Origin of the sequence: Halalkalicoccus sp. NIPERK01 (assembly GCF_030287405.1) — an archaeon.
In the GTDB taxonomy this organism is placed as follows: domain Archaea; phylum Halobacteriota; class Halobacteria; order Halobacteriales; family Halalkalicoccaceae; genus Halalkalicoccus.
This window is the reverse complement of sequence record NZ_JASVVV010000003.1, coordinates 191839-211517: the sequence shown is the minus strand read 5'-3', so window position 1 is coordinate 211517 and position 19679 is coordinate 191839. Positions and strand designations below refer to the sequence as shown.

Sequence of the window (19679 nt, the reverse complement as noted above, 5' to 3'; positions counted from 1 at the left end):
GGTAGGATGTCGGACACAGATACAACACGGACGTCGTCGGGGCTCAGGACGCCGATCGTCGCCGTCCTCGGGCACGTCGATCACGGGAAGACCAGCCTTCTGGACAAGATCCGCGGCTCGGCGGTGATCGAGGGCGAGGCCGGCGCGATCACCCAGCACATCGGGGCGACGGCCGTTCCTCTGGAGACGGTCTCGCGGGTCGCGGGCAGCCTCGTCGACCCCGACGACTTCGACCTTCCGGGGCTCCTGTTCATCGACACGCCGGGCCACCACTCGTTTACCACCCTCCGTTCGCGCGGCGGCGCGCTCGCGGACATCGCGATCCTCGTCGTCGACGTCACCGACGGCTTCCAGCCCCAGACGATCGAGGCGATCACCATCCTGCAGGACTCCTCGACGCCCTTCGTCGTCGCCGCGAACAAGATCGACACGGTCGCGGGCTGGAACCCCCGCGAGGACAGCCCCGTCCAGCGGACCTACGAGGCCCAGAGCGACCGGGCGCGCTCGCGACTCGACGAGCGCCTCTACGAACTCATCGGCGAACTCTCGGATCACGGCTTCTCCGCCGATCTCTACTGGCGGGTGCAGGACTTCCAGAAGAACGTCGGGGTCGTCCCCGTCAGCGCGATGACCGGCGAGGGCATCCCCGACCTGTTGACCGTCCTCATGGGCCTCTCCCAGCGGTACATGAAAGAGGCCATGGAGATCGACGTCTCGGGGCCCGGCGCGGGCACGGTGCTGGAGGTCAAAGACGAGAAGGGCTTCGGGGCGACCGTCGACGTGGTGCTCTACGACGGCACCGTCAGGGAGGACGAGACCATCGTCGTCGGCGGCACGCACGAGCCGATCGTCACGGACGTGCGCGCGCTGCTCCAGCCCCGCCCGCTGGCCGAGATTCGGGCCGAGAGCCGGTTCGACCGCGTCGACGAGGTGGGAGCGGCGGCGGGCCTGAAGATCGCCGCGCCCGACCTCGAGGAGGCGATGGCCGGCGCGCCCGTCCGCGTGGTACGCGACCGCGAGATCGACGACGTGATCGCGGAGGTCGAGGCCGAACTCGCGGAGGTCGAGGTCGAGACCGAGGAGGAGGGCGTCGTCGTCAAGGCCGACACCCTCGGCAGTCTCGAGGCGATGGCGAACGCGCTGGCGGAGGCCGAGATCCCGATCATGCGCGCCGAAGTGGGCGACATCGCGCCGCGGGACGTTTCGGTCGCGAGCACCGCCGACGAGCCGATCCACCGGGCGATCCTCGGGTTCAACGTCGAGGTGCTGGGCGACGCGAAACGCCACGCCGACGAGAGCGAGGTCCGGGTCTTTCGCGACGACGTGATCTACCAGCTCGTCGAGGAGTACGACGAGTACGTCGAGGACTCGAAGCGCGCCCAGCAGGAGACGATCCTCGAGAACATCACCCGACCGGGACGGTTCCAACTGCTCATGGACCACACGTTCCGCCAGAACAACCCCGCCGTGGTGGGCGTCGAAGTGCTCGGCGGCACCGTGAGAAACAACGCCCAGGTCGCGAAGTTCGAGGGCAACGAACCCACGCGTGTGGGACGGATCAAGGGCATCCAGGAACAGGGCGAGGACGTCGCGGAGGCCCGACAGGGCAAACGCGTCAGCGTCGCCATCGACGGGCCGACGGTCGGCAGACAGATCGAGGAGGGCGACGAACTCTGGATCGAGATCCCCGAGAAACACGCGAAGATCCTCGAACAGGAACTCACCGAGGACATCCCGGCCGACGAACGCGAGGTTCTCCAGATGTACCTCGACAAACAGCGCCGTCGGGACCCCTTCTGGGGGAAGTGAGGGCGGAGCCGCCTCGAAATCGGGGCTACCGAGCGGTCGGCGAGACGTCGTCGTTTATCGCGTGTTTGACCTGAAGGGCGGCGCTCGCGGCCAGACCGCGGGCGACCTCCTCGCGGTCGTCCTCCGAGATGTACTCCTCGCTCTCGAGGTCGGGCTGGAAGCCGGCGCTGATCGGGTGGCCGATGGGTGGCTGGACCGCGACCATCGCCTCGGGGCCGCCCTGACCCTGACTGACCTCCGCGCCGACGGCGTACTCGTCGGGCAGGTACTCGCGGACGCGGCGGGTGATCGCTGAGAGGTCCGCACGAAGCGTCCGGCGCTGGTCCGCCGTGAGTTCGGGCATCTCTTCGGGCATGCGCTGACCGGCGTTCGTCGTCTCCGGCAGCCCGGCGTACGGCGTATTTCCGTTCATGAACTGGAACCACCCGGGATAGGTGCCCCCACGTCAAAAGTCCGTCGGCCCCTCATCCGGTCGCCTCGACGAGTCCGACGACCTGCTCGCGCAACGTCGAGGGGTCGAACCCCAGATCGAGAACGCTCGCGAGGGAGACCCCGGAGACGCCGGGAACGAGCGTTTCGAGGGCGTCTTCGGGGGGAAAGACGCCGCCGGCGACGTACGCCGTGTCGACCGCCGGCTTCCAGACCGCGAACACGCCCTCCATGTCGAGGGGCTGGCCCGAGAACTCGACCGTCGTCGAGACGCCGTGGGCGCTGACCTCGCGCGAAAACGGCGGCAGGGGTGTCAGACCGCGGTACTCGACGATTTCGCCGTCCATCGCGGGGAGCGGGTCGGCGGGGTCGACGCGCTCTACCGCCTCGATCCCCCGCGCTCGAAAGCCCGACTCGACGCCGCGCATGGCGTCGTCGACGAGGCGTTCCGGGGTGGCAAAGCGACGGCCGATCCCTTCTAGGGTCATGCGCGAGGCGACGAAGCGCGCGAGGCTGCGGTCGACCTCGCCACGGGAGAACTCCGCGATCGACTCGCGAAGCGCCGTGTAGTCGTACGTGTAGGTCCGCTCGTGGACCGAAAGCGCGTCGATCCCCCGGTAGGAGACCTCGTACTCGTCGCTCCGTTCGCTCAGTCGCCCCCACCCCTCCAGGGCATCGTCGTCGATCACCGGCCACGGGTACGTCTCCCGCGCGCTCCCGAGGCAACCGGCGAGGGCGGCCATCCCGACGACGCCGCCGAGAACCTGTCTGCGCTTCATGACACACAGATGTGAAAACAGACCGATAGTTATGGAGTGCCTATCGGATCGGTCGACCCCGGCCGTAGACTGCGAGGACCACGGCGGTCGCGTACCCGCCGTCGGGTTCGGCGTGGGCGGTGACGGCTTCGGGGTCGCGGAACGTCCACTCCCTGAGCGCCATCCCGGCTTCGAGGCCGCGCTCCGCCCGCTCGCGGGCGCGGTCGGTCGATCCCTCGCCCGCCGCCTCGTAGAAGAGGCCGGGGCCCTCCTCGCTTCTCGCCCACGCGAGGGCGGCGCTCACGGGTCGTTCGGAACTCATCGCGCGCGCCTCGACCACGGTGAGGCCCGTTCCGACGGGGCCGAGGTCGGGCGCCGCGTCGACGAACTCGACGCTGGCGTCGGCGGGGATCACGGAAGAAACGTGCGTGAGGTTGTAGTTGTGGACGTTGGCCCCGGCGAGGGCGGCGTCGTACGAGGCCATCTCGGTGGGGGCGGTGGCCCCGCCCCGGACGATACGGATATCCATGCCCGAACTCGGCCCGAGCGGACCAAAGGGGGTTCGATTCTAGTAGACGTAGTAGCGCGTGTCGTTCTCGGCGTCGGTGGCGACCTTCCGGAGGGCCTCCTCGAAGTCCTCGTTGGTGACTTCGGTGCGGTCGTCACGGACCGCGAACATCCCGGCCTCCGTACAGAGGCTCGCTAGTTCGGCGCCGCTGAAGCCGTCGGTGTCTGCCGCGAGCGCCTCGAAGTCGACGCCGTCGGCGACGTTCATCTCGGCCGTGTGGATCTCGACGATCCGCTCGCGGCCCTCGGCGTCGGGTTCGGGCACCTCGATGAGGCGGTCGAACCGGCCCGGCCGGAGGATGGCGCGATCCAGCATGTCGAAGCGGTTGGTCGCCGCGATGATGCGGATCTCGCCGCGTTCGTCGAAGCCGTCCATCTCCGAGAGGAGTTGCATCATCGTGCGCTGGACCTCCGCGTCGCCCGACGTCTTCGACTCCGTCCGGGTGGCGGCGATGGCGTCGATCTCGTCGATGAAGACGATCGCGGGTTCGTGTTCCCGGGCGAGTTCGAAGAGGTCGCGCACGAGACGCGAGCCCTCGCCGATGAATTTTTGAACCAGCTCCGAGCCGGCCATCTTGATGAACGTGGCGTCGGTCTCGTTCGCCACGGCCTTCGCCAGCATCGTCTTGCCCGTCCCCGGCGGGCCGTGCAGGAGGACGCCGCCCGGCGGGTCGATACCCACTTCCGCGAACTGCTCGGGGTTCGTGAGCGGGTCCTCGACGGCCTCGCGGACCTCGCGGATCTGCTCGTCGATCCCGCCGATGTCGGCGTAGGACACCTCGGGGCTGCGGTCGACGGTCATCGCCTGTGCCCGGGCGTCGGTCTCGACGTCGAGGGCGGTCTCGACGCCGAACGAGTCGTTGACCGCGACCCGGTCGCCCGCATCGAGACCCTCGGCGAGCGCGGGGTCGACCTCGGTGAGCACCTCCTGGTTGGTGCCGTGCTGTTTGATGATCGCCCCGTCCTCGGTGAACTCCTCGACGGTGGCGACGTACAACGAGGCGGTCTTGAGCGCGCCGTTCTCGCGTTCGAGCGAGTCGACGCGGTCGTGGAGCGTCTCGCGGCGGTCGGTCGCGTCCTCGATGCGCTCTTCGAGCTGGTCGTTGATCCTGACGAGGTCGACGTAGTGTTCGCGGAGGGCGGCGAGCTGTTCGCCCTCGGGCATCTCGGAGTCGATGTCGAGGCGCGGTCGATCGGGAACAGAGGGGCTATGGGCCATTGATGTCCACTCTAGGAAAGCACGTCAAAAGTGCCTTTGGGTGGCGGCCGATCCTACAGCAACGAATCCATCTCCCCGAGGTACTCGTCGTACACCGAGAGCGCCTCGGATATCGGCTCGGGAGAGCGCATGTCGATGCCCGCGACCTCGAGCAGTTCGAGGGGGTACTCGGTCGAGCCCGATCGGAGGAACTCCCGGTAGTCCGCGGCGGCGGGTTCGCCGTCTTCGAGGATCCGCTTCGAGAGCGCGACCGCGGCGCTGATCCCCGTCGCGTACTGGTAGACGTAGTACGCCCGGTAGAAGTGCGGGATGCGCATCCACTCGCGAGCGATCCGGTCGTCGACGACGGCGGGTTCGTAGAACTCGGCCTTGAGGTCGCCGTAGAGGTCGTCGAGCGCGTCGGGCGTGAGGGCGCCACCCTCCTCCTCGATCTCGTGAGCGCGGTGTTCGAACTCAGCGAACATGGTCTGGCGATACAGCGTCGAACGGAACCGTTCGAGGTACTCGTTGAGGACGTGCAGGCGGAACGCCTCGTCCTCGACGGTGTCGAGGAGGTGATGCGTGAGCAGCGCCTCGTTGACGGTGGAAGCGACCTCCGCGACGAAGATCTCGTAGCCGCTGTAGACGTAGGGCTGGTGCTCGCTGGTGAGTTGCGAGTGCAGCGAGTGGCCCAGTTCGTGCGCCAGCGTGTACATCGAGGGGATGTCGTCCTGGTAGTTCATCAGGATGAACGGCTGGGTGTCGTACGTACCCCCGGAGTACGCGCCCGCCTGCTTGCCGACGTTCTCGTAGACGTCGACCCAGCGGGAGTCGAGCCCTTCGGCGACCCGCGACTGGTACTCCTCGCCGAGCGGCGCGACGGCCTCGACGACGTGATTCGCGGCCTCGTCGTACTCGACGTCGGGGCTCTCGCCCTCGGCGACCGGCATGTAGACGTCCCACATCCGCAGTTCCTCCACCCCGAGCGCCTCGCGCTTGAGGTCGACGTGGCGATGGAGCGTATCGAGGTGGTCGTGGACCGTCTCCACGAGGTTGTCGTACACTTCGACGGGGATGTTCGGCCCGTCCATCGCCGCCTCGCGGGCGGTCCCATAGTCCCGCGCCCGCGCGAGTTTGACGTCGGCCTTCACGCTGTTTTTGTACGCGGCGCCGACCGTGTTCCTGACGTCCTCCCACGTGTCGTAGAAGCCCTCGTAGACCTCGCGGCGGAACTCTCTATCCAGATTCTTCTGGAGCCTCGTGAAGTTCGCCTGCGTGATCTCGACGGCCTCGCCGTCGCGCTCGACGACCGGGAACTCCAGATCCGCGTTCGAGAGCATGTTGTAGATCTCGCCCGACGCGCCGGTGACCTCGCCCAGTTCGGCGAGCAGACCCTCGATCTCCGCCGATCGCGTGTGGGGTTTCATCCGCAACACGTCGTCGAAGTAGTGGTCGTACTCCTCGAGGGCGGGTTCCTCGGCGATCAACGCGTCGAGTTCGCCCTCCGAGAGCTCCTGCAGTTCGGGCTCGACGAAGCTCGCGGCGCTCGACGCCTCCGAAGCAAGCGACTGGGCGCGGGCGGTCAGCGCCTGATACTCCTGATTGCGGGTGTCCTCGTCGCGGCGCATCCGCGCGTAGGCGGCGACCTGCGAGAGTTCGCGCATCACCTCCTCGCGCAGCGAGAGCAGGTCGTACAGCGTCTCGCCGTCCTCCGTGATCCGGCCCTCGTAGGCCTCGAGGTCCGGGATCCGATCCTCGATCGCCTCGTAGGCGGCCTCCCAGTCGTCGTCGCTGGCGTAGATGCTCTCGAGGTCCCACGTGTACTCCTCGGGGATCTGGCCGCGTTCGGGAACCGAACTCATAGCACACGGTAGGTGTCAGTACGGACTAAACACTAGCGGTTCGCCGCGAACGCAACGCAACGACCATGTGACGGGCGCGAGAGCACCCGATATGACGGAACTCGACACGCTACTGGGGCGGGCGTGGCACGACGACAGCGCGTGGGAGTTGCTGACCCGGCTGACCGAACTCCCCGAGCGCATGGGGGGGCATCCCGGCGAGCGACGGGCGGCAGAACACGTCGCCGACGCCTTCGAGGACGGGGGCGTCGAGGGCGTCGAGATCGAGGAGTTCGAGATGTGGCGCTGGGACCGGGGTCGCGCGGCCCTCGCCGTCACCGATCCCGTCGAGCGCTCCTTCGAGACGCTCGCGCTGCCGTACTCGCCGGCCGGCGAGGTGAGCGCCGAGCTGGTCGACGTCGGCTACGGCACGCCCGGGGAGATCGAAGACGCCGACGTCGCGGGGAAGATCGCCGTCGCGAGCACGACCACGCCCCCCGAGATGGGGCGGTTCGTCCACCGCATGGAGAAGTTCGGCCACGCGGTCGCGGCGGGCGCGGAGGCGTTCGTCTTCGCGAACCACGTCCCCGGCCAGCTCCCGCCGACGGGCGCGTTGCGGTTCAACGGGGAGGCCGCCGCACCCGGCGTGGGCGTTTCGAAGGAGACCGGCGCGTGGCTCACCGACTACGCCGAGCGGGGCGGACGGGCGAAACTCTCCGTCGAGGCGAGTACGGAGGAGGGGACGAGCCAGAACGTCCACGGGACGCTCGGCGAGGGAGGGGAGGAGATCGTTCTCGTGGGCCACTACGACGCCCACGACATCGCGGAGGGCGCGCTCGACAACGGCTGTGGGATCTCCGTGGTCGCTGGTGCGGCCCGCCTCCTCTCGGAGATGGACCTCGACTGCCGGGTCCGGGTCGCGGGCGTCGGCTGCGAGGAGGTCGGCCTGATGGGCGCCGACGCGCTCGCCGAATCCCTCCCCCTCGATTCGGTTCGGGCCGTCGTCAACGTCGACGGGGCGGGGCGATTTCGAAACCTGAAGGCGTACACCCACGGTTCCGAGCGGATCGAGGATCTCGTTCGGGGAGTCTGCGGGGAGTGGGGTCAGCCGGTCTCCTTCTCGCGCGATCCCCACCCCTACAGCGACCACTGGCCGTTCCTCCAGCGCGGCGTCCCGGCGCTCCAACTGCACAGCGAGCGCGCCCGGCCCGCGGGCGGCGTTCGGGGCCGGGGCTGGGGCCACACCCACGCCGACACCCGCGAGAAGGTCGATCCCCGCAATCTGCGCGAGCACGCGATGCTCGCGGCGCTACTGGTTCGCGAACTCACCGAAATCGAGGTCCCACGGATCGACGAGAGCGAACTCCGCGAGCGGCTCGAAGAGAGCGACGCCGAGGCAGGGATGCGCGCGGCGGAGGTGTGGCCCGACCACTGGGAGTGACGACGGTCAACACGGCGCCGGGTGGCCGTCGGCGGCCGTCTCGCCCGCCTTCGAGAGGGAGTAGATGCGCTGTCGTGCGTCCCTGAACGAGATCCGCTCCTCGACCAGCCCCTCCTCTTCCAGCCGGGAGAGCGCGTATCGAGCCGTCCGAGCCGTCAACAGTGACTCGTCACGGATCTCCCGTTGGGTGAGCGAACCGTTGTGTTCGAGCACGAGGAAGACGAGTTTGGCACTCGGGGGGAGATCCGACAGCCGCTCGGCGGGGAACGCGCTCATCACCTATGTCAGGCGTCCCGAGGTTTGAAACCGTTTCGCGCTCGTGCGCGTCGTTCTCACGACCGGGAATCGTTTTCCTCGTAGCGGATCGAACGCGCGACCATGAACCGCCACGTGCTGGTGGCGATGGGGGCGACCGAGGCGTCCGAGACCGCCCTCGAACACGCGCTGCGGGAGCATCCCGACGCGAGGATCACGATCGTCCACGTGACGGCCACGAGCGATCCGCTCGGCCTCTTCGGGGACCGCGACCCGGAGGCGTACATGGTTCCGGAGTGCGGGTTCGATCTCGACGACGAGGTGATGCCCGACGGGAACGCGTTCAACCGAGCACAGCGGCGGCGGGCCGAGCGCGTGTTCGACCGGGCGTGCGAACTCGCGGACGAGCACGAACGGGAGATCGAGCCCGTAGTGAGATCGGGAAACGCGGTCGAGGAGATCGTCACCTGCGCCGACGAGCGGAACGTCGACCGCGTCGTCATCGCGGACCACCAGCAGACGGAACTGCGCCCCCTGCTGTGGAGCGTCCCCGAGTCGGTCGCCAGAAACGCCAGTCCCCCCGGTCACGGTGCTGTGCTGACTCTTAGCGTGGAGACGCCCGTCGTTACCCGTCGACTCCGCGTTCGATGAACCCGGCGACCCGCGCGCCTGCCTCGCGCTCGACGCGCTTCTCGCCGAAGACCTCACGGGCGCTCTCCGCACCACGCTCGTCGACCTCGAAATCGAGGTCGTACGTCACGTCCACGAGGACGAGCGGCTCCGGCGGCGCCGGTGGAATCCCCTCCGGGCCGGTGAGGCGCTCGTCCGAGAGCGCCCTCTCTGCGAACGCCGGGTCGCGCTCTCCCCGGCCCACCGCGGCGACGAGCGAGACGAGCCGGCGGACGAGCTGCCTGAGGAACCCGTCGGCGCGGACCGTGACGACGACGAACTCGCCCTCCCGTTCGAGATCCGCCTCCCGGATCGTGCGGGTGGTGTCACCGCCGTCGGGCGTGAGGTTGTGGAAGTCGTGGGCGCCTACGAATCGGTCGAGAGCCGCCCGTAACAGCTCGTCGTCGGCCGCCGGCGCGTGGAGGTGGTAGGCGTACGCCCGCGAGAGGGCGTCGTACCGGGCGTGAAACCCCTCGGCGTCGGCGCTCGCCCAGACGCGGATCTCGGCGGGCAGTTCGCCGTTGAACGCGGCGGGGGTGAGCCACTCCGGACACTCGAAGGCGACCGTCTGGGCGAGCGCCGAGACGCCGGCGTCGGTCCGTCCGGCGGCGGCGTAGTTTTCGGGTTTCTCCCCCTCGAAGACGCCGTGCCGGCGGAGCGCGCGAAAGAGGGTCCCTTCGACGGTTCGGACGTCGGGCTGGCGCTGGAAGCCGCGATACGGATCGCCGTCGTAGGCGACGCGAAAGGCACGCATACCGCGAGTAGCGGGCCGAATCGGATAGCTCCCCCGACATCTCAGTCCGACGACTACGTCACCGGCTGGAACCGCCTCGTGGACGTACCGGGAGTCAGCGAACCGGACGAACCGATCGAAGGGGTCCCCGAGCGGCCACCCGAGTCGCTCGCGAAACGACGGGACGCTCGCTAGCCCATCCCGCCGAGACAGCGCGCACACCGCCCCGCCGGGCCGTCGAAGTGGCGATCACAGACGAGGCTCCCGCAGTTCGGACAGGTGTGGCTGGCGGGCGCGCGCTCGCAGTGCTGACAGACCCCCGTGAGGCTCATGGCGGGGGTACGCCTCGCTGCCCCTTCAGTTCGCCGGCGAGACGTTTACGGTCCCCGCCTCCCTACCGAAGCCGTGACCGGATCGCGGCTGCTCGTGGTGCTCGCCTCGGTGTTCGCGGGGATCGCCGTCCTCATGGTCGCGCTCGCCGCGGCCTACCGGACGCCGGTGCCGCTCGCGATCGCGCTCCCGTTCGGCGTCACCGGCTACGTGCTGTGGTATCAGGGGACCGGCCGGCTGGCCGCCCGCGTCCGGGAACGCGCCCGCCGGCCCGGCAGGGAGCGAACCCGGACGCGGGAGCGAACGCGCCGCCGGAACGCCCGGACCACCCGCCCGCCCCGCACGTCCGGGCCGACCCGCCGGGAGGCCTACCGGACGCTCGGTCTCGACCCCGGCGCTGGGACGGGCGAGGTCAAGCGCGCCTACAGGGAGAAGGTCAAAACCACCCACCCCGACCGGGGCGGCGACGAGGAGGCGTTCAAGGAGGTTGCGAACGCCTACGACCGGCTGACGGAGTGAGAGGGATCGTGGCAGTCCGGGGAGGTCCTGCCCGGGGATCGAACCACGGCGTCGGCTCTCGGGAGGCGACGTAGCCGGGTGGCTACGAGACTCCCTGTGAGTATCGATGGCGGGGGATCGCTCCCGTGTCCAACGGTACCACGAAACGAGTGGTTTTTGTCGACCTCCCCCCAACCCCTCCCCATGAGCCCCGACCGAGCCGTGTTGCGCGACGCGATCGAACACGGCGAGAGGGAGGGTGGCAGCGTCGAGTTCAAGGAACGACTCACCAGAGCCGACCACCTCCACGGGGGGCGAATGGAGAGCCTCGCGGCCCAGTTGCGCCACCGCGTCCTCTCGGGCGACGGCGAGGCGACGTACGTCGTCGGCGTCACCGATTCGGGGGGGATCGCCGGCATCAGCCACGACGCCTTCTCCGAGTCGATGGACGTCCTCTCGCTGCTCGCGGAGGAGGCGAGCGCCCACATCCACGACGTCCAGACGTGGGGTGCGGACGGCCCGGACGGCGAAGACGGCCTCGTCGGCGTCGCGACCCTCAGAACGGGGTCGATGCTCCGGACCGACGACGAGCACGTCGTGATCGGCACCGCCGGCCACGTCGACCACGGCAAGAGCACGCTCGTCGGGAGCCTCGTCACCGGCCAGCGCGACGACGGCGAGGGCGGGACACGGGGCTTTCTCGACGTCCAGCCCCACGAGGTCGAACGCGGCCTCTCGGCGGACCTCTCGTACGCCGTCTACGGCTTCCGCGAGGGCCAACCGGTTAGAATGGACAACCCCCACCGGAAGGCCGACCGGGCGGGCGTCGTCCGGGAGTCCGACCGGCTCGTCTCGTTCGTCGACACCGTGGGCCACGAGCCGTGGCTCCGGACCACCATCCGGGGGCTCGTGGGCCAGAAGCTCGATTACGGGCTGCTCACCGTCGCGGCCGACGACGGCCCCACGAAGACGACCCGCGAGCACCTCGGGGTGCTTCTGGCGACCGACCTGCCCACCATCGTCGCGATCACCAAGGTCGACCTGGTCGACGACGAGCGCGAACGCGAGGTCGCCCGCGAGGTCGAACGCCTCCTTCGCGATGTGGGGCGCACGCCCCTGCCGGTCGCGCGCCACGGCGTGAACGCGGCGATCGAGGAGATCGACGAGACGGTCGTCCCGATCCTGCGGACGAGCGCGGTCACCGGGCGAGGGCTCGACACGCTGGACGCGGTCTTCGAGCGCCTCCCCAAGCGCGCGAGCGACGACGGCGAGTTCCGGATGTACATCGACCGCACCTACTCGATCACCGGCGTGGGCGCGGTCGCCTCCGGAACGGTGAAATCCGGCGTCGTCGAGGCCGGCGACGAACTGCTCCTGGGGCCGCTCGCCGACGGCACCTTTGCCGAGGTCGAGGTCCGATCGATCGAGATGCACTACCACCGCGTCGAGGAGGCCCAGTCGGGCCGGATCGTCGGCATCGCGCTCAAGGGGGTCCGCGAGGCCGACATCGAGCGCGGGATGGTGCTGCTCCCCCGCGAGGCCGATCCCGAACCCGTCCGGGAGTTCGAGGCCGACGTGATGGTGCTCAACCACCCCACGCGGATCACGACGGGCTACGAACCCGTGGTCCACCTCGAAACGATCAGCGAGGCGGGCGTGTTCACCCCCTCGGAGGGGCGGTTGCTGCCGGGCGACACCGGCACCACCCGCGTGCGCTTCAAGTTCCGCCCCTATCTCGTCGAGGAGGGCCAGCGCTTCGTCTTCCGCGAGGGCCGCAGCAAGGGCGTCGGCACCGTCACGGACGTGACCCCGGCCGACTGACGTATCCTTCTTCCCGGCGCTCGGCGAGACCGACCAGCACCAGCCACTCCAACAGTCTCCCGACCCGCTCGCCCCAGAACGCCTCCCAGTCGGGGTCGCGGTGGCGCTCCCACCGCGGGACCGCCTCGAAGCGCTCGAAGACCTCCTCGGCGGTGAGCGGTTCCCGAGAATCGAGCAGCGCGTCCACCTCGCGTGCGCCGTAGACACCCGAGAGCAACGCCTCGGACAGGGCGGGATCGGGCTCCTCGTGCGGCCGGTAGAATCCCGTCTCACCCTCTCGAACCAATCCCAGTCCCCGAAGGAACGTCAACCAATCGCTCGCCGCGTCGGGATCGACGTCGGTACGCGAAGCGAGGCGCTCACAGCAACTCGCCTCGGGTTCGGGAACGAGGGGGACCGCCTCGCGGATCCGCTCGACCGCCTCGACGGCGCCGGGCGGTTCGGGCACCGGTTTGACCCTCATAGTCCGAAGCTCGATTCGAGCAACGCCTCGTCGCGCCGGCCGTAGTGGTAGGTCGCCCCGCCGAGCACGTCGATCGTCACCTCCGCGGGCGCGAAGATCGACTCGGGCACGTCGTACAGTTCCCAGCCGACGTCGTCGAAGATCTCGACGAAGGGGCGACCGTACTCCTCGCTGGCCGTGGAGGCCACTTCCTCGAATCGGTCGAACTCCTCGCGGACGACGACGTGGGCACGCCCCCCGTAGGCGAGCGCGTCGTTCGTCCGGCCGATGGCGGCCTCCTCGCTGCCGGCGACGGGCGCGACCGGCGCGCTCGCGCTCGCGGTGACGACATCGAGCGGGTCGTAGCCGAGTTCCGAGAGGCGGAAGACGGCGAGTTCGGCCCCCCGGGCGGCCATGTTGACGCTGCCGGCGATGCTCGCCGTCGAGAACGCGGGGAGGAAGAGCGCGCCCGTGTCGACCTCGGCCAGTTCGGCGACCTGCCCGGCCGCGGCCGCGGTCGGGAGGTCCTCGCTCTCGACGGTAAGCACCGCGAAGTCGAGGACGTCCTCGTAGCCCACGCGGGCGAACTCCTCCTCCTCGGCGACCAGCGCGCGTGCCGGACCCGACCCGAGCCCCTCGAAATCCTCGACGGCGAGTTCCCAGCCGGCCTTCTGCGAGCAGAGCACCGAGAGGGCGGGCTGGTCGGTCGAGAACTCGACGAACGGCATCGGAACGCCCCCGACCGCGTCCATCCGGGTCTGGACGGTCGCCAGTCCCGCCGTCTGGATCTCGACGAGCAACAGGCCGGCCTCGAGGCCGCCGTCGGCCTCGACGCCGAAGTCCAGCACGGTGGTCTCGCCGTCGAGTTCCGAGACGAGGAGGTTGAGTTCGTCGGCGAAGTCGATCGCCTCGTCGACGAGTTCGAGCGCCATGCGATTGAGGCTGTCCATACCCCCGACTGCGAGGGGACTCACCTTGGGAATACCGGTCGATCGGTCAGGAACTGTGTGGTTCGCGCCCGAGTTCGCGCTCGACGGCCGCGACCTTCTCGCTCGCGCTCTCGTCGCTCGCGCGTTTGTCGTCGACCTTCAACACGGTGCTCACGCGGTCGGCGTCGACCGCCTCGTGGGCCGCCCGCGCGGCGGCGAACAGTTCCTCGGTGCTCTCGGCCTCGATGACCGTCCCCATCGGGTTGGTCTCGTAGCTCACGTCGAACTCCTCGAGGGCGTCGACGGCCTTGGCCACCTCGCCGGCCATGCTCCCCTCGGTCACTGGCGCGACGCTCAGCAGTGCGATCACGGTCATACCCGATGGAACGCGGTCCAGTTACTAAAACGGACGGTGCCCACACCATCGGTCGTGGGAGATCGAACGGCGATGATCGATTCGGTGAGCAACAGCGCGTTGCCAGCCCGTCTTCACCACCGCCGATGGACGTGTGACCGACAGTATCAGAGGAGCGACTGTTCGAGGTCCGAAAGCGCCCTGCCGCCGGCCTCGGTCGCGACCGCCGTCTCGGTTTCCCGATCGTATTCGATCAACCCCGCGGCCGCGAGTTTCGGGAGGTGGACGTGTCGGAGCGACCGGAGGACCCGCTCGCGCTCGCCGGCCGGAACGGGTTCGTCCCTCCCGGCCCACTCCCCGGCCACGACCGCCGTCGCGACGGCGGTCGCGTCGACCGGTTCCCCGCACTCGCACACCTGCCTCAGTATCGCCCGCCGCCGTGGCTTCGACAGCGTTCTGAGCACCGTTTCGATCGCCACGCCCCCCTCGGGCGGGACGGATGGCACGTCCGATTTATCGGTTTTCGTCGGCATCTCTATTAATGGAATACGGAATAGTATATAAATAAGTCTGGACCACGGGTCAGGCACCGTCCGGTCCCGGGCGCGCGAAGACGGCGTCGAGGTGTTTGCGCTCGGCCACGCGGAGGTGCTGGTGGAGCGTCGAGGGAGTGATCCCGAGCGACGCCGCGATCATCCTCGGGGTCCTCGCAGGTACTCGCGCGCGGCCAGCCGAAGAGGCCCGAGAGGTACGCCGCCTGCTGTCGTCTACTGGAAGCCGATCCGGCTACCCTGTCTGCCCCGCCCGGGTTCGGCGGTGCCGCCGGCGAACTCGTCTTTGATCTGCTCGTAGTAGTCGAGGATGTCGTCGGTGATCGTCGGACGCACGGACTCCATCGCCCCCCGGAAGTGGCGCATCTCGACGACCTCCGCGTCGGGGTCCTCGCGCAGCGCGGTCATCGCCGCCTCGCGGGCGATGCTCGCCAGATCGCTGCCGACGAACCCGTCGGTGATCTCGGCGAGTTCGCGCAGGCTGACGTCCGCGGCCAGCGGGATGTCCCGGGTGTGGATCTCGAGGATCTCTTTCCGTCCTTCCTCGCTGGGCTGGCCGACCATCACCAGCCGATCGAACCGCCCCGAGCGGATCAGCGCGGGGTCGATCATGTCGGGTCTGTTGGTCGCGGCGATCACCATCACGTTCTCCATCTCCTCGAGCCCGTCGAGTTCCGTGAGGAGCTGGTTGACGACTCTCTCCGAAACGTTCGAGCCGACGTCCTGACCCCGCGAGGGGGCGAGGCTGTCGAGTTCGTCGAAGAAGATCACCGTCGGCGAGACCTGCCGGGCCTTCCTGAACGTCTGGCGGATCGCCTTCTCGCTCTCGCCGACCCACTTGCTGAGCAGTTGGGGCCCGCGGATCGAGATGAAGTTGGCGTTGGTCTCGTTGGCGACGGCCTTCGCCATCAGCGTTTTCCCCGTTCCTGGTGGCCCGTAGAGCAGGACGCCCGCGGGCGGGTCGATCCCCAACCGGGTGAAGCGCTCGGGGTTCGTCAGGGGCCACTCGACGCTCTCTTTGACGTCGCCGATGGCGTCCTCGAGGCCGCCGACGTCGTCCCACGACATCTTCGGGAGTTCGACGAGCACCTCGCGCATCGCGCTGGGTTCGACCTCGCCGAGCGCACCCCGGAAGTCCCCGCGTTTGACGATCATCCGGTCGATCAGTTCGGGCGGGACGTCCTCCTCGTCCAGGTTGATCTGCGGGAGATACCGACGAAGGGCGCGCATCGCCGCCTCCTTGGTGAGGCTCTCGACGTCCGCGCCCACGAAGCCGTGGGTGTCGTCCGCGAGTTCCGAGAGGCTCACGTCGTCCGACAGCGGCATTCCTCTGGTATGGATCTGGAGGATCTCCTCGCGTCCCTTCTCGTCGGGCACGTCGATCGAGATCTCGCGGTCGAAGCGGCCCGGCCGCCTGAGGGCGGGATCGACGCTGTCGACGCGGTTGGTCGCGGCGATGACGATGACCTGGCCACGGGATTCGAGGCCGTCCATCATCGTCAACAGCTGGGCGACCACGCGCCGTTCGACCTCGCCGGTGACGTCCTCACGCTTGGGCGCGATCGAGTCGAGTTCGTCGATGAAGATGATCGCGGGGGCCTCCTCGGCGGCGTCCTCGAAGATCTCCCTCAATTGTTGTTCTGACTCCCCGTAGTACTTCGAGATGATCTCGGGGCCGGCGATCGAGAAGAAACTCGCGGAGGTCTCGTTGGCGACCGCCTTCGCGAGCAGCGTCTTGCCCGTCCCGGGCGGGCCGTGCAACAGGACCCCTTGGGGCGGCTCGATCCCGAGTTTCTTGAAGATCTGGGGGTGTTTCATCGGCAGTTCGACCATCTCCCGGACGCGTTGAATCTCGTTCTGGAGGCCGCCGATGTCCTCGTAGGTTATCCCTGATCCTGCTTTCTCGAAGCCCGAGATGGGCTCCTCGCGCAGTTCGACGTCGGTGTCCTCGGTGATGAGACACACCCCCTCGGGGTCGGTCTCGACCGCAATGAGGGGAATCGCCTGGCCGGGCGAGCGCATGAACGGGTGGTTCGTCGAACTCATCACGGGGACGATGTCCCGTTCGACGACCGGGCGTTTGAGGATCTGGCGCTTGACCATGCCGGCTGCGTCCGACCCGAACTGAACCGACGCCTCCTCGGGTGGGGCGAGCACGAGTTTCTCGGCCTTCGTCGCGTCGGCCTTCCTGATCGTGACGCGCTCGCCGATGCCGACGTCGGCGTTCTGCCGGGTGAACCCGTCGATGCGCACGGTATCGGTGTTCCAGTCCTGGCGGTCGGCGCGCCAGACCTTCGCGGCGGTGGTGTCGCCGCCCTCGATCTCGATGATGTCGCCGGGACTCAGCTTCAGGTGCAACAGCGTGTCCGGGTCGAGGCGGGCGATGCCCCTCCCGGAGTCGTTCGGGTAGGCTTTCGCCACCTCGAGTTGTACTTCGTTCATGATGGGCCTGCGGGGATGGTTGTGTGTCCACCTGCAGCGCCGATAGGTCTTGTGTTCCCCCTACCGACCCTGCGTGGTATTCATTCGCACGGTATGGTACGCACGAACGACTACAAAACCCTATTGCTTGACGGACCGCCCGGCGGCCACCAGAACGACGGCGTTCGGGGATCGAGCGATCGCGTGGGCTTTTTGCTCGCGGGCGCGAGGGGCGAGGTATGAGAACGCTTGCGTTCGACGGTCGGACCGGTGCGAGCGGCGACATGATCCTGGGGGCGCTCGTCGCCGCCGGCGCGGATCCCGGCGTGCTCGCCCCGATCGAGGCGGCCCTCGGGGTGCGATACGAGATCCGCGACGTGGTGCGAAACGGGATCGGCGCGACGAGCGTGGACGTGGTCCTCGCGAGGGAAGGGGGCGAACGGCACGCGAATCACGATCACGACGTGGATCACGGAGATCACGCCCACGAACGCGAGGATCACACGGATCACGCGGGCCACGCCCACCATCACCACGATCACGCGGACCACACCCACGCGGAAGGGGCGGGACCGAACCGTTCCTACCGGGAGGTCTGCCACCTCGTCGAGTCGATGGACCTCGATCCCGACGTCGAGGGGAGCGCGATCGAGGTCTTCACGGTCCTCGGGGAGGCCGAGGCCGAGGTCCACGGCGAGGACCTCGACTCGATCCACTTCCACGAGGTCGGCGCCGACGACGCGGTCGCCGACGTGGTCGGCACGCTCGTTCTCCTCTCGGACCTCGATCCCGACCGCATCGTAACGACGCCGCTGTCGGCGGGCGGGGGAGTGGTCGAAATGAGCCACGGGACCTACCCCGTGCCCGGCCCCGCGGTCGTGGCGATCGCCGAACGCGCCGACTGGTCGATCCGCGGCGGCCCGGTCGAGACCGAACTCCTGACCCCGACAGGCGCGGCGATCCTCGCGGTCGTCGCCGAGGGCGTCGAGACGCTGCCCGGCCTGCGGGTCGTCGCCTCGGGCTACGGCGCGGGTGACCGGGAGCTAGAGGACCACCCGAACGTCCTTCGGGCGACCGTCGGCGACGAGGAGGGGATGGCCCGCGAGGAGATCACGGTCCTCGAAACCAACGTCGACGACGTCTCGCCCGAGGTGCTGGGCGGGCTTCAGGAGACCCTCACGGAGGCCGGCGCTCGCGACGTCTCGATCCTGCCCGCGACGATGAAGAAATCGAGGCCCGGCCACCTCGTGAAGGTGATCTGTCGGCCCCCGGACGCGGAGCGGGTGGCCCGTCGACTCGCCGAGGAGACCGGAACGCTGGGGGTGCGTGCGGTCCCCGGGATCCACCGCTGGGTGGCCAGCAGGGAGATCGAGACGGTCACGCTGGAGATCGACGGCGACGCCCACGAGGTGGACGTGAAGGTCGCGAGCGACGCGTCCGGCGAGGTCTACGACGCCAGCGCCGAGTACGACGACGCCGCGGCCGTCGCTCGTGAGACCGGCCTGGCGATCCGCGAGGTCCTGACCCGCGCGGAGGCGGCGTGGCACGACCTCGCGTGAACCTAATACTGAAATAAACACATGGTATTATCATATCATTATCAGGACCAGGGTTATGTCCGAGGCGGGTCGAGTGGTCGTCGATGACACCGGAACTCGTCTCGCGGCCGGAGAAACCGACGGCGACCACGAACGACTCGACCGAGGAGGGCACCTGTCCCGACTGTGGCGCGACCGCGATCAACGTCCAGGGGCTGCTCGACTGTCCCGAGTGCGGGTTCTGGTAGGGACTCTCGTTGCCGATCATCGTCTCTTCGCCGGTTAGCTGAACCACGATGGCTGGTTCGCCCAGCCACCATCTATGGCTTCTAACGAGAATCCCCATGAGCGACCGGCTACTCCTCGCGGTGTTCCTCCAAGGCCTCCTCGACGGTGAGTTCGCCGTGGGCGACCCGTTTCGCCAGTGCCTCGTCGATCTCCCGGTTCTCGGGCGAGCGTTCCCGGGAGCGGCGTTTGATCACGGTGAGTTCCCCCGCCGTGGGTTCGATTTCGCGGCTCTCGACGGCGTCGCCCTCCATCCGGGCGATGTTGACCGCCGCGAGCACGTCGCCCATCCCGCGGGCGCCGGTCCCCAGCGAGGGGGTCGTTCCGGTCTCGTCGACGAGTTCCACTCGGACGCCATCGAGGGCGTTGACGATCGTCGCGCCCTGGAGGCGCGCCCCGTCCCCGATCCGTACCAGCGGGTCGACGCCCCCCCGAACCTCCTCGAGGACGAGTTCCGCGGCGTCGGCGAGGGGCACCTGAAAGGCCGCGACGACCGTCTCCCCCGAGAGGACCGCGATGCCCGGCCGGTCGCCGGGATCGACGCCGACGATCGTCCGGCCGTCGCCCTCCCGGAGGGTCGAGAGGGCCGCCTCGACCGCCCCGCGGGGGTCGTCGGGGTCGGCCCGGATCGACTCGACGCCGCCGGGGAGTTCGTCGGCAGGACCGGTGATCACGACCTGAGCGTGTTCGGGGAGGTCCTCGCCGGGTTCGATCGTCGTGAACGCGACCCCGCGCTCGCGGAGTTCGCCCACGACGCCGTGGTACACCTCGAAGTCCTCGGTGGCGACGACGATCACGGGCAGGGTTCG

Annotated in this window: 23 protein-coding genes; 8 read left to right on the top strand and 15 right to left on the bottom strand. The window is 68.7% G+C overall.

Features of this window, described 5'->3' with window-relative positions; translation table 11 throughout:
- Positions 1-6: 6 nt before the first annotated feature.
- The gene (infB, locus tag QRT08_RS10570; protein WP_286045911.1) at positions 7-1809 is read left to right on the top strand and encodes a translation initiation factor IF-2; all 1803 of its coding nucleotides are present in this window, start codon (positions 7-9) and stop codon (positions 1807-1809) included.
- 25 nt (positions 1810-1834) lie between these two features.
- Here infB and QRT08_RS10565 read toward each other — a convergent pair whose 3' ends face one another.
- Genes QRT08_RS10565 through pepF form a run of 5 tightly spaced genes read right to left on the bottom strand, consistent with a single transcriptional unit; the run spans position 1835 to position 6623 of the window.
- Positions 1835-2221 carry a DUF5811 family protein gene (locus QRT08_RS10565; RefSeq protein WP_286045910.1) on the bottom strand — a complete coding sequence of 129 codons (387 nt, stop codon included), beginning with the start codon at positions 2219-2221 and terminating at the stop codon, positions 1835-1837.
- 52 nt (positions 2222-2273) lie between these two features.
- Positions 2274-3017 (bottom strand): DUF6517 family protein, encoded by a 744-nt coding sequence (locus QRT08_RS10560; protein WP_286045909.1) that lies wholly within the window; start codon positions 3015-3017, stop codon positions 2274-2276.
- Between the two features lie 40 nt (positions 3018-3057).
- Positions 3058-3525 carry a pyruvoyl-dependent arginine decarboxylase gene (locus tag QRT08_RS10555; protein ID WP_286045908.1) on the bottom strand — a complete coding sequence of 156 codons (468 nt, stop codon included), beginning with the start codon at positions 3523-3525 and terminating at the stop codon, positions 3058-3060.
- 39 nt (positions 3526-3564) lie between these two features.
- Positions 3565-4782, bottom strand: a complete 1218-nt coding sequence (gene pan2, locus QRT08_RS10550) for a proteasome-activating nucleotidase Pan2 (RefSeq protein ID WP_286045907.1) — start codon at positions 4780-4782, stop codon at positions 3565-3567.
- A 53-nt stretch (positions 4783-4835) separates the two neighbouring features.
- Positions 4836-6623: an oligoendopeptidase F gene (pepF, locus tag QRT08_RS10545; protein ID WP_286045906.1), complete on the bottom strand. Its 1788-nt coding sequence runs from the start codon at positions 6621-6623 to the stop codon at positions 4836-4838.
- Positions 6624-6714: 91 nt separating this feature from the next.
- Here pepF and QRT08_RS10540 point away from each other — a divergent pair, with 91 nt between their 5' ends.
- A complete protein-coding gene (locus QRT08_RS10540; RefSeq protein WP_286045905.1) occupies positions 6715-8043 on the top strand; it encodes a M28 family peptidase in 1329 nt (442 codons plus the stop codon).
- A gap of 6 nt (positions 8044-8049) precedes the next feature.
- Here QRT08_RS10540 and QRT08_RS10535 read toward each other — a convergent pair whose 3' ends face one another.
- Positions 8050-8319, bottom strand: coding sequence for a helix-turn-helix transcriptional regulator (locus QRT08_RS10535; RefSeq protein ID WP_286045904.1), 270 nt, complete (start codon positions 8317-8319; stop codon positions 8050-8052).
- 102 nt (positions 8320-8421) lie between these two features.
- On the opposite strand from QRT08_RS10535, the gene QRT08_RS10530 reads away from it, so the two are divergent.
- A complete protein-coding gene (locus tag QRT08_RS10530) occupies positions 8422-8949 on the top strand; it encodes a universal stress protein (protein ID WP_286045903.1) in 528 nt (175 codons plus the stop codon).
- On the opposite strand, the gene truA is transcribed toward QRT08_RS10530, so the two are convergent.
- Positions 8924-9721, bottom strand: coding sequence for a tRNA pseudouridine(38-40) synthase TruA (truA, locus tag QRT08_RS10525; protein WP_286045902.1), 798 nt, complete (start codon positions 9719-9721; stop codon positions 8924-8926). The two genes, QRT08_RS10530 and truA, sit on opposite strands and share 26 nt — an antisense overlap.
- A 170-nt stretch (positions 9722-9891) precedes the next feature.
- Positions 9892-10032, bottom strand: coding sequence for a hypothetical protein (locus tag QRT08_RS10520; protein WP_286045901.1), 141 nt, complete (start codon positions 10030-10032; stop codon positions 9892-9894).
- Between the two features lie 73 nt (positions 10033-10105).
- Between QRT08_RS10520 and QRT08_RS10515 the strand changes: the two genes are divergently transcribed.
- On the top strand, positions 10106-10549 hold the full coding sequence (locus QRT08_RS10515) for a J domain-containing protein (RefSeq protein WP_286045900.1): 444 nt from the start codon (positions 10106-10108) through the stop codon (positions 10547-10549).
- Between the two features lie 183 nt (positions 10550-10732).
- Positions 10733-12349, top strand: coding sequence for a GTPBP1 family GTP-binding protein (locus tag QRT08_RS10510; protein WP_286045899.1), 1617 nt, complete (start codon positions 10733-10735; stop codon positions 12347-12349).
- Here the strand turns inward: QRT08_RS10510 and QRT08_RS10505 are convergent.
- The 6 genes from QRT08_RS10505 to QRT08_RS10480 form a co-directional block, all read right to left on the bottom strand.
- Positions 12324-12812, bottom strand: coding sequence for a double winged helix-containing putative transcriptional regulator (locus QRT08_RS10505; protein WP_286045898.1), 489 nt, complete (start codon positions 12810-12812; stop codon positions 12324-12326). The two genes, QRT08_RS10510 and QRT08_RS10505, sit on opposite strands and share 26 nt — an antisense overlap.
- The gene (mch, locus tag QRT08_RS10500; RefSeq protein WP_286045897.1) at positions 12809-13741 is read right to left on the bottom strand and encodes a methenyltetrahydromethanopterin cyclohydrolase; all 933 of its coding nucleotides are present in this window, start codon (positions 13739-13741) and stop codon (positions 12809-12811) included. Before mch ends, QRT08_RS10505 begins: the two co-directional genes overlap by 4 nt.
- A gap of 46 nt (positions 13742-13787) precedes the next feature.
- Positions 13788-14096, bottom strand: coding sequence for an MTH1187 family thiamine-binding protein (locus tag QRT08_RS10495; RefSeq protein WP_286045896.1), 309 nt, complete (start codon positions 14094-14096; stop codon positions 13788-13790).
- Positions 14097-14242: 146 nt separating this feature from the next.
- Entirely contained in the window at positions 14243-14608 is a 366-nt protein-coding gene (locus QRT08_RS10490; protein ID WP_286045895.1) for a DUF7344 domain-containing protein, read from the bottom strand.
- Between the two features lie 49 nt (positions 14609-14657).
- Positions 14658-14771 (bottom strand): helix-turn-helix domain-containing protein, encoded by a 114-nt coding sequence (locus QRT08_RS10485; protein WP_286045894.1) that lies wholly within the window; start codon positions 14769-14771, stop codon positions 14658-14660.
- Positions 14772-14842: 71 nt separating this feature from the next.
- The gene (locus tag QRT08_RS10480) at positions 14843-17068 is read right to left on the bottom strand and encodes a CDC48 family AAA ATPase (RefSeq protein ID WP_286045893.1); all 2226 of its coding nucleotides are present in this window, start codon (positions 17066-17068) and stop codon (positions 14843-14845) included.
- Between the two features lie 93 nt (positions 17069-17161).
- On the opposite strand from QRT08_RS10480, the gene QRT08_RS10475 reads away from it, so the two are divergent.
- The 3 genes from QRT08_RS10475 to QRT08_RS10465 all read left to right on the top strand — a co-directional run bounded on the left by QRT08_RS10475 (position 17162) and on the right by QRT08_RS10465 (position 18833).
- Entirely contained in the window at positions 17162-17290 is a 129-nt protein-coding gene (locus QRT08_RS10475; RefSeq protein WP_286045892.1) for a hypothetical protein, read from the top strand.
- Positions 17287-18606: a nickel pincer cofactor biosynthesis protein LarC gene (gene larC / locus QRT08_RS10470; protein ID WP_286045891.1), complete on the top strand. Its 1320-nt coding sequence runs from the start codon at positions 17287-17289 to the stop codon at positions 18604-18606. The genes QRT08_RS10475 and larC overlap by 4 nt, the downstream gene beginning before the upstream one ends.
- A gap of 83 nt (positions 18607-18689) precedes the next feature.
- Complete coding sequence (locus QRT08_RS10465) at positions 18690-18833, top strand: hypothetical protein (protein WP_286045890.1); 144 nt, start codon at positions 18690-18692, stop codon at positions 18831-18833.
- Positions 18834-18941: 108 nt separating this feature from the next.
- Here the strand turns inward: QRT08_RS10465 and QRT08_RS10460 are convergent, their stop codons facing one another.
- On the bottom strand, positions 18942-19667 hold the full coding sequence (locus tag QRT08_RS10460; protein ID WP_286045889.1) for a hypothetical protein: 726 nt from the start codon (positions 19665-19667) through the stop codon (positions 18942-18944).
- Positions 19668-19679 lie beyond the last annotated feature (12 nt).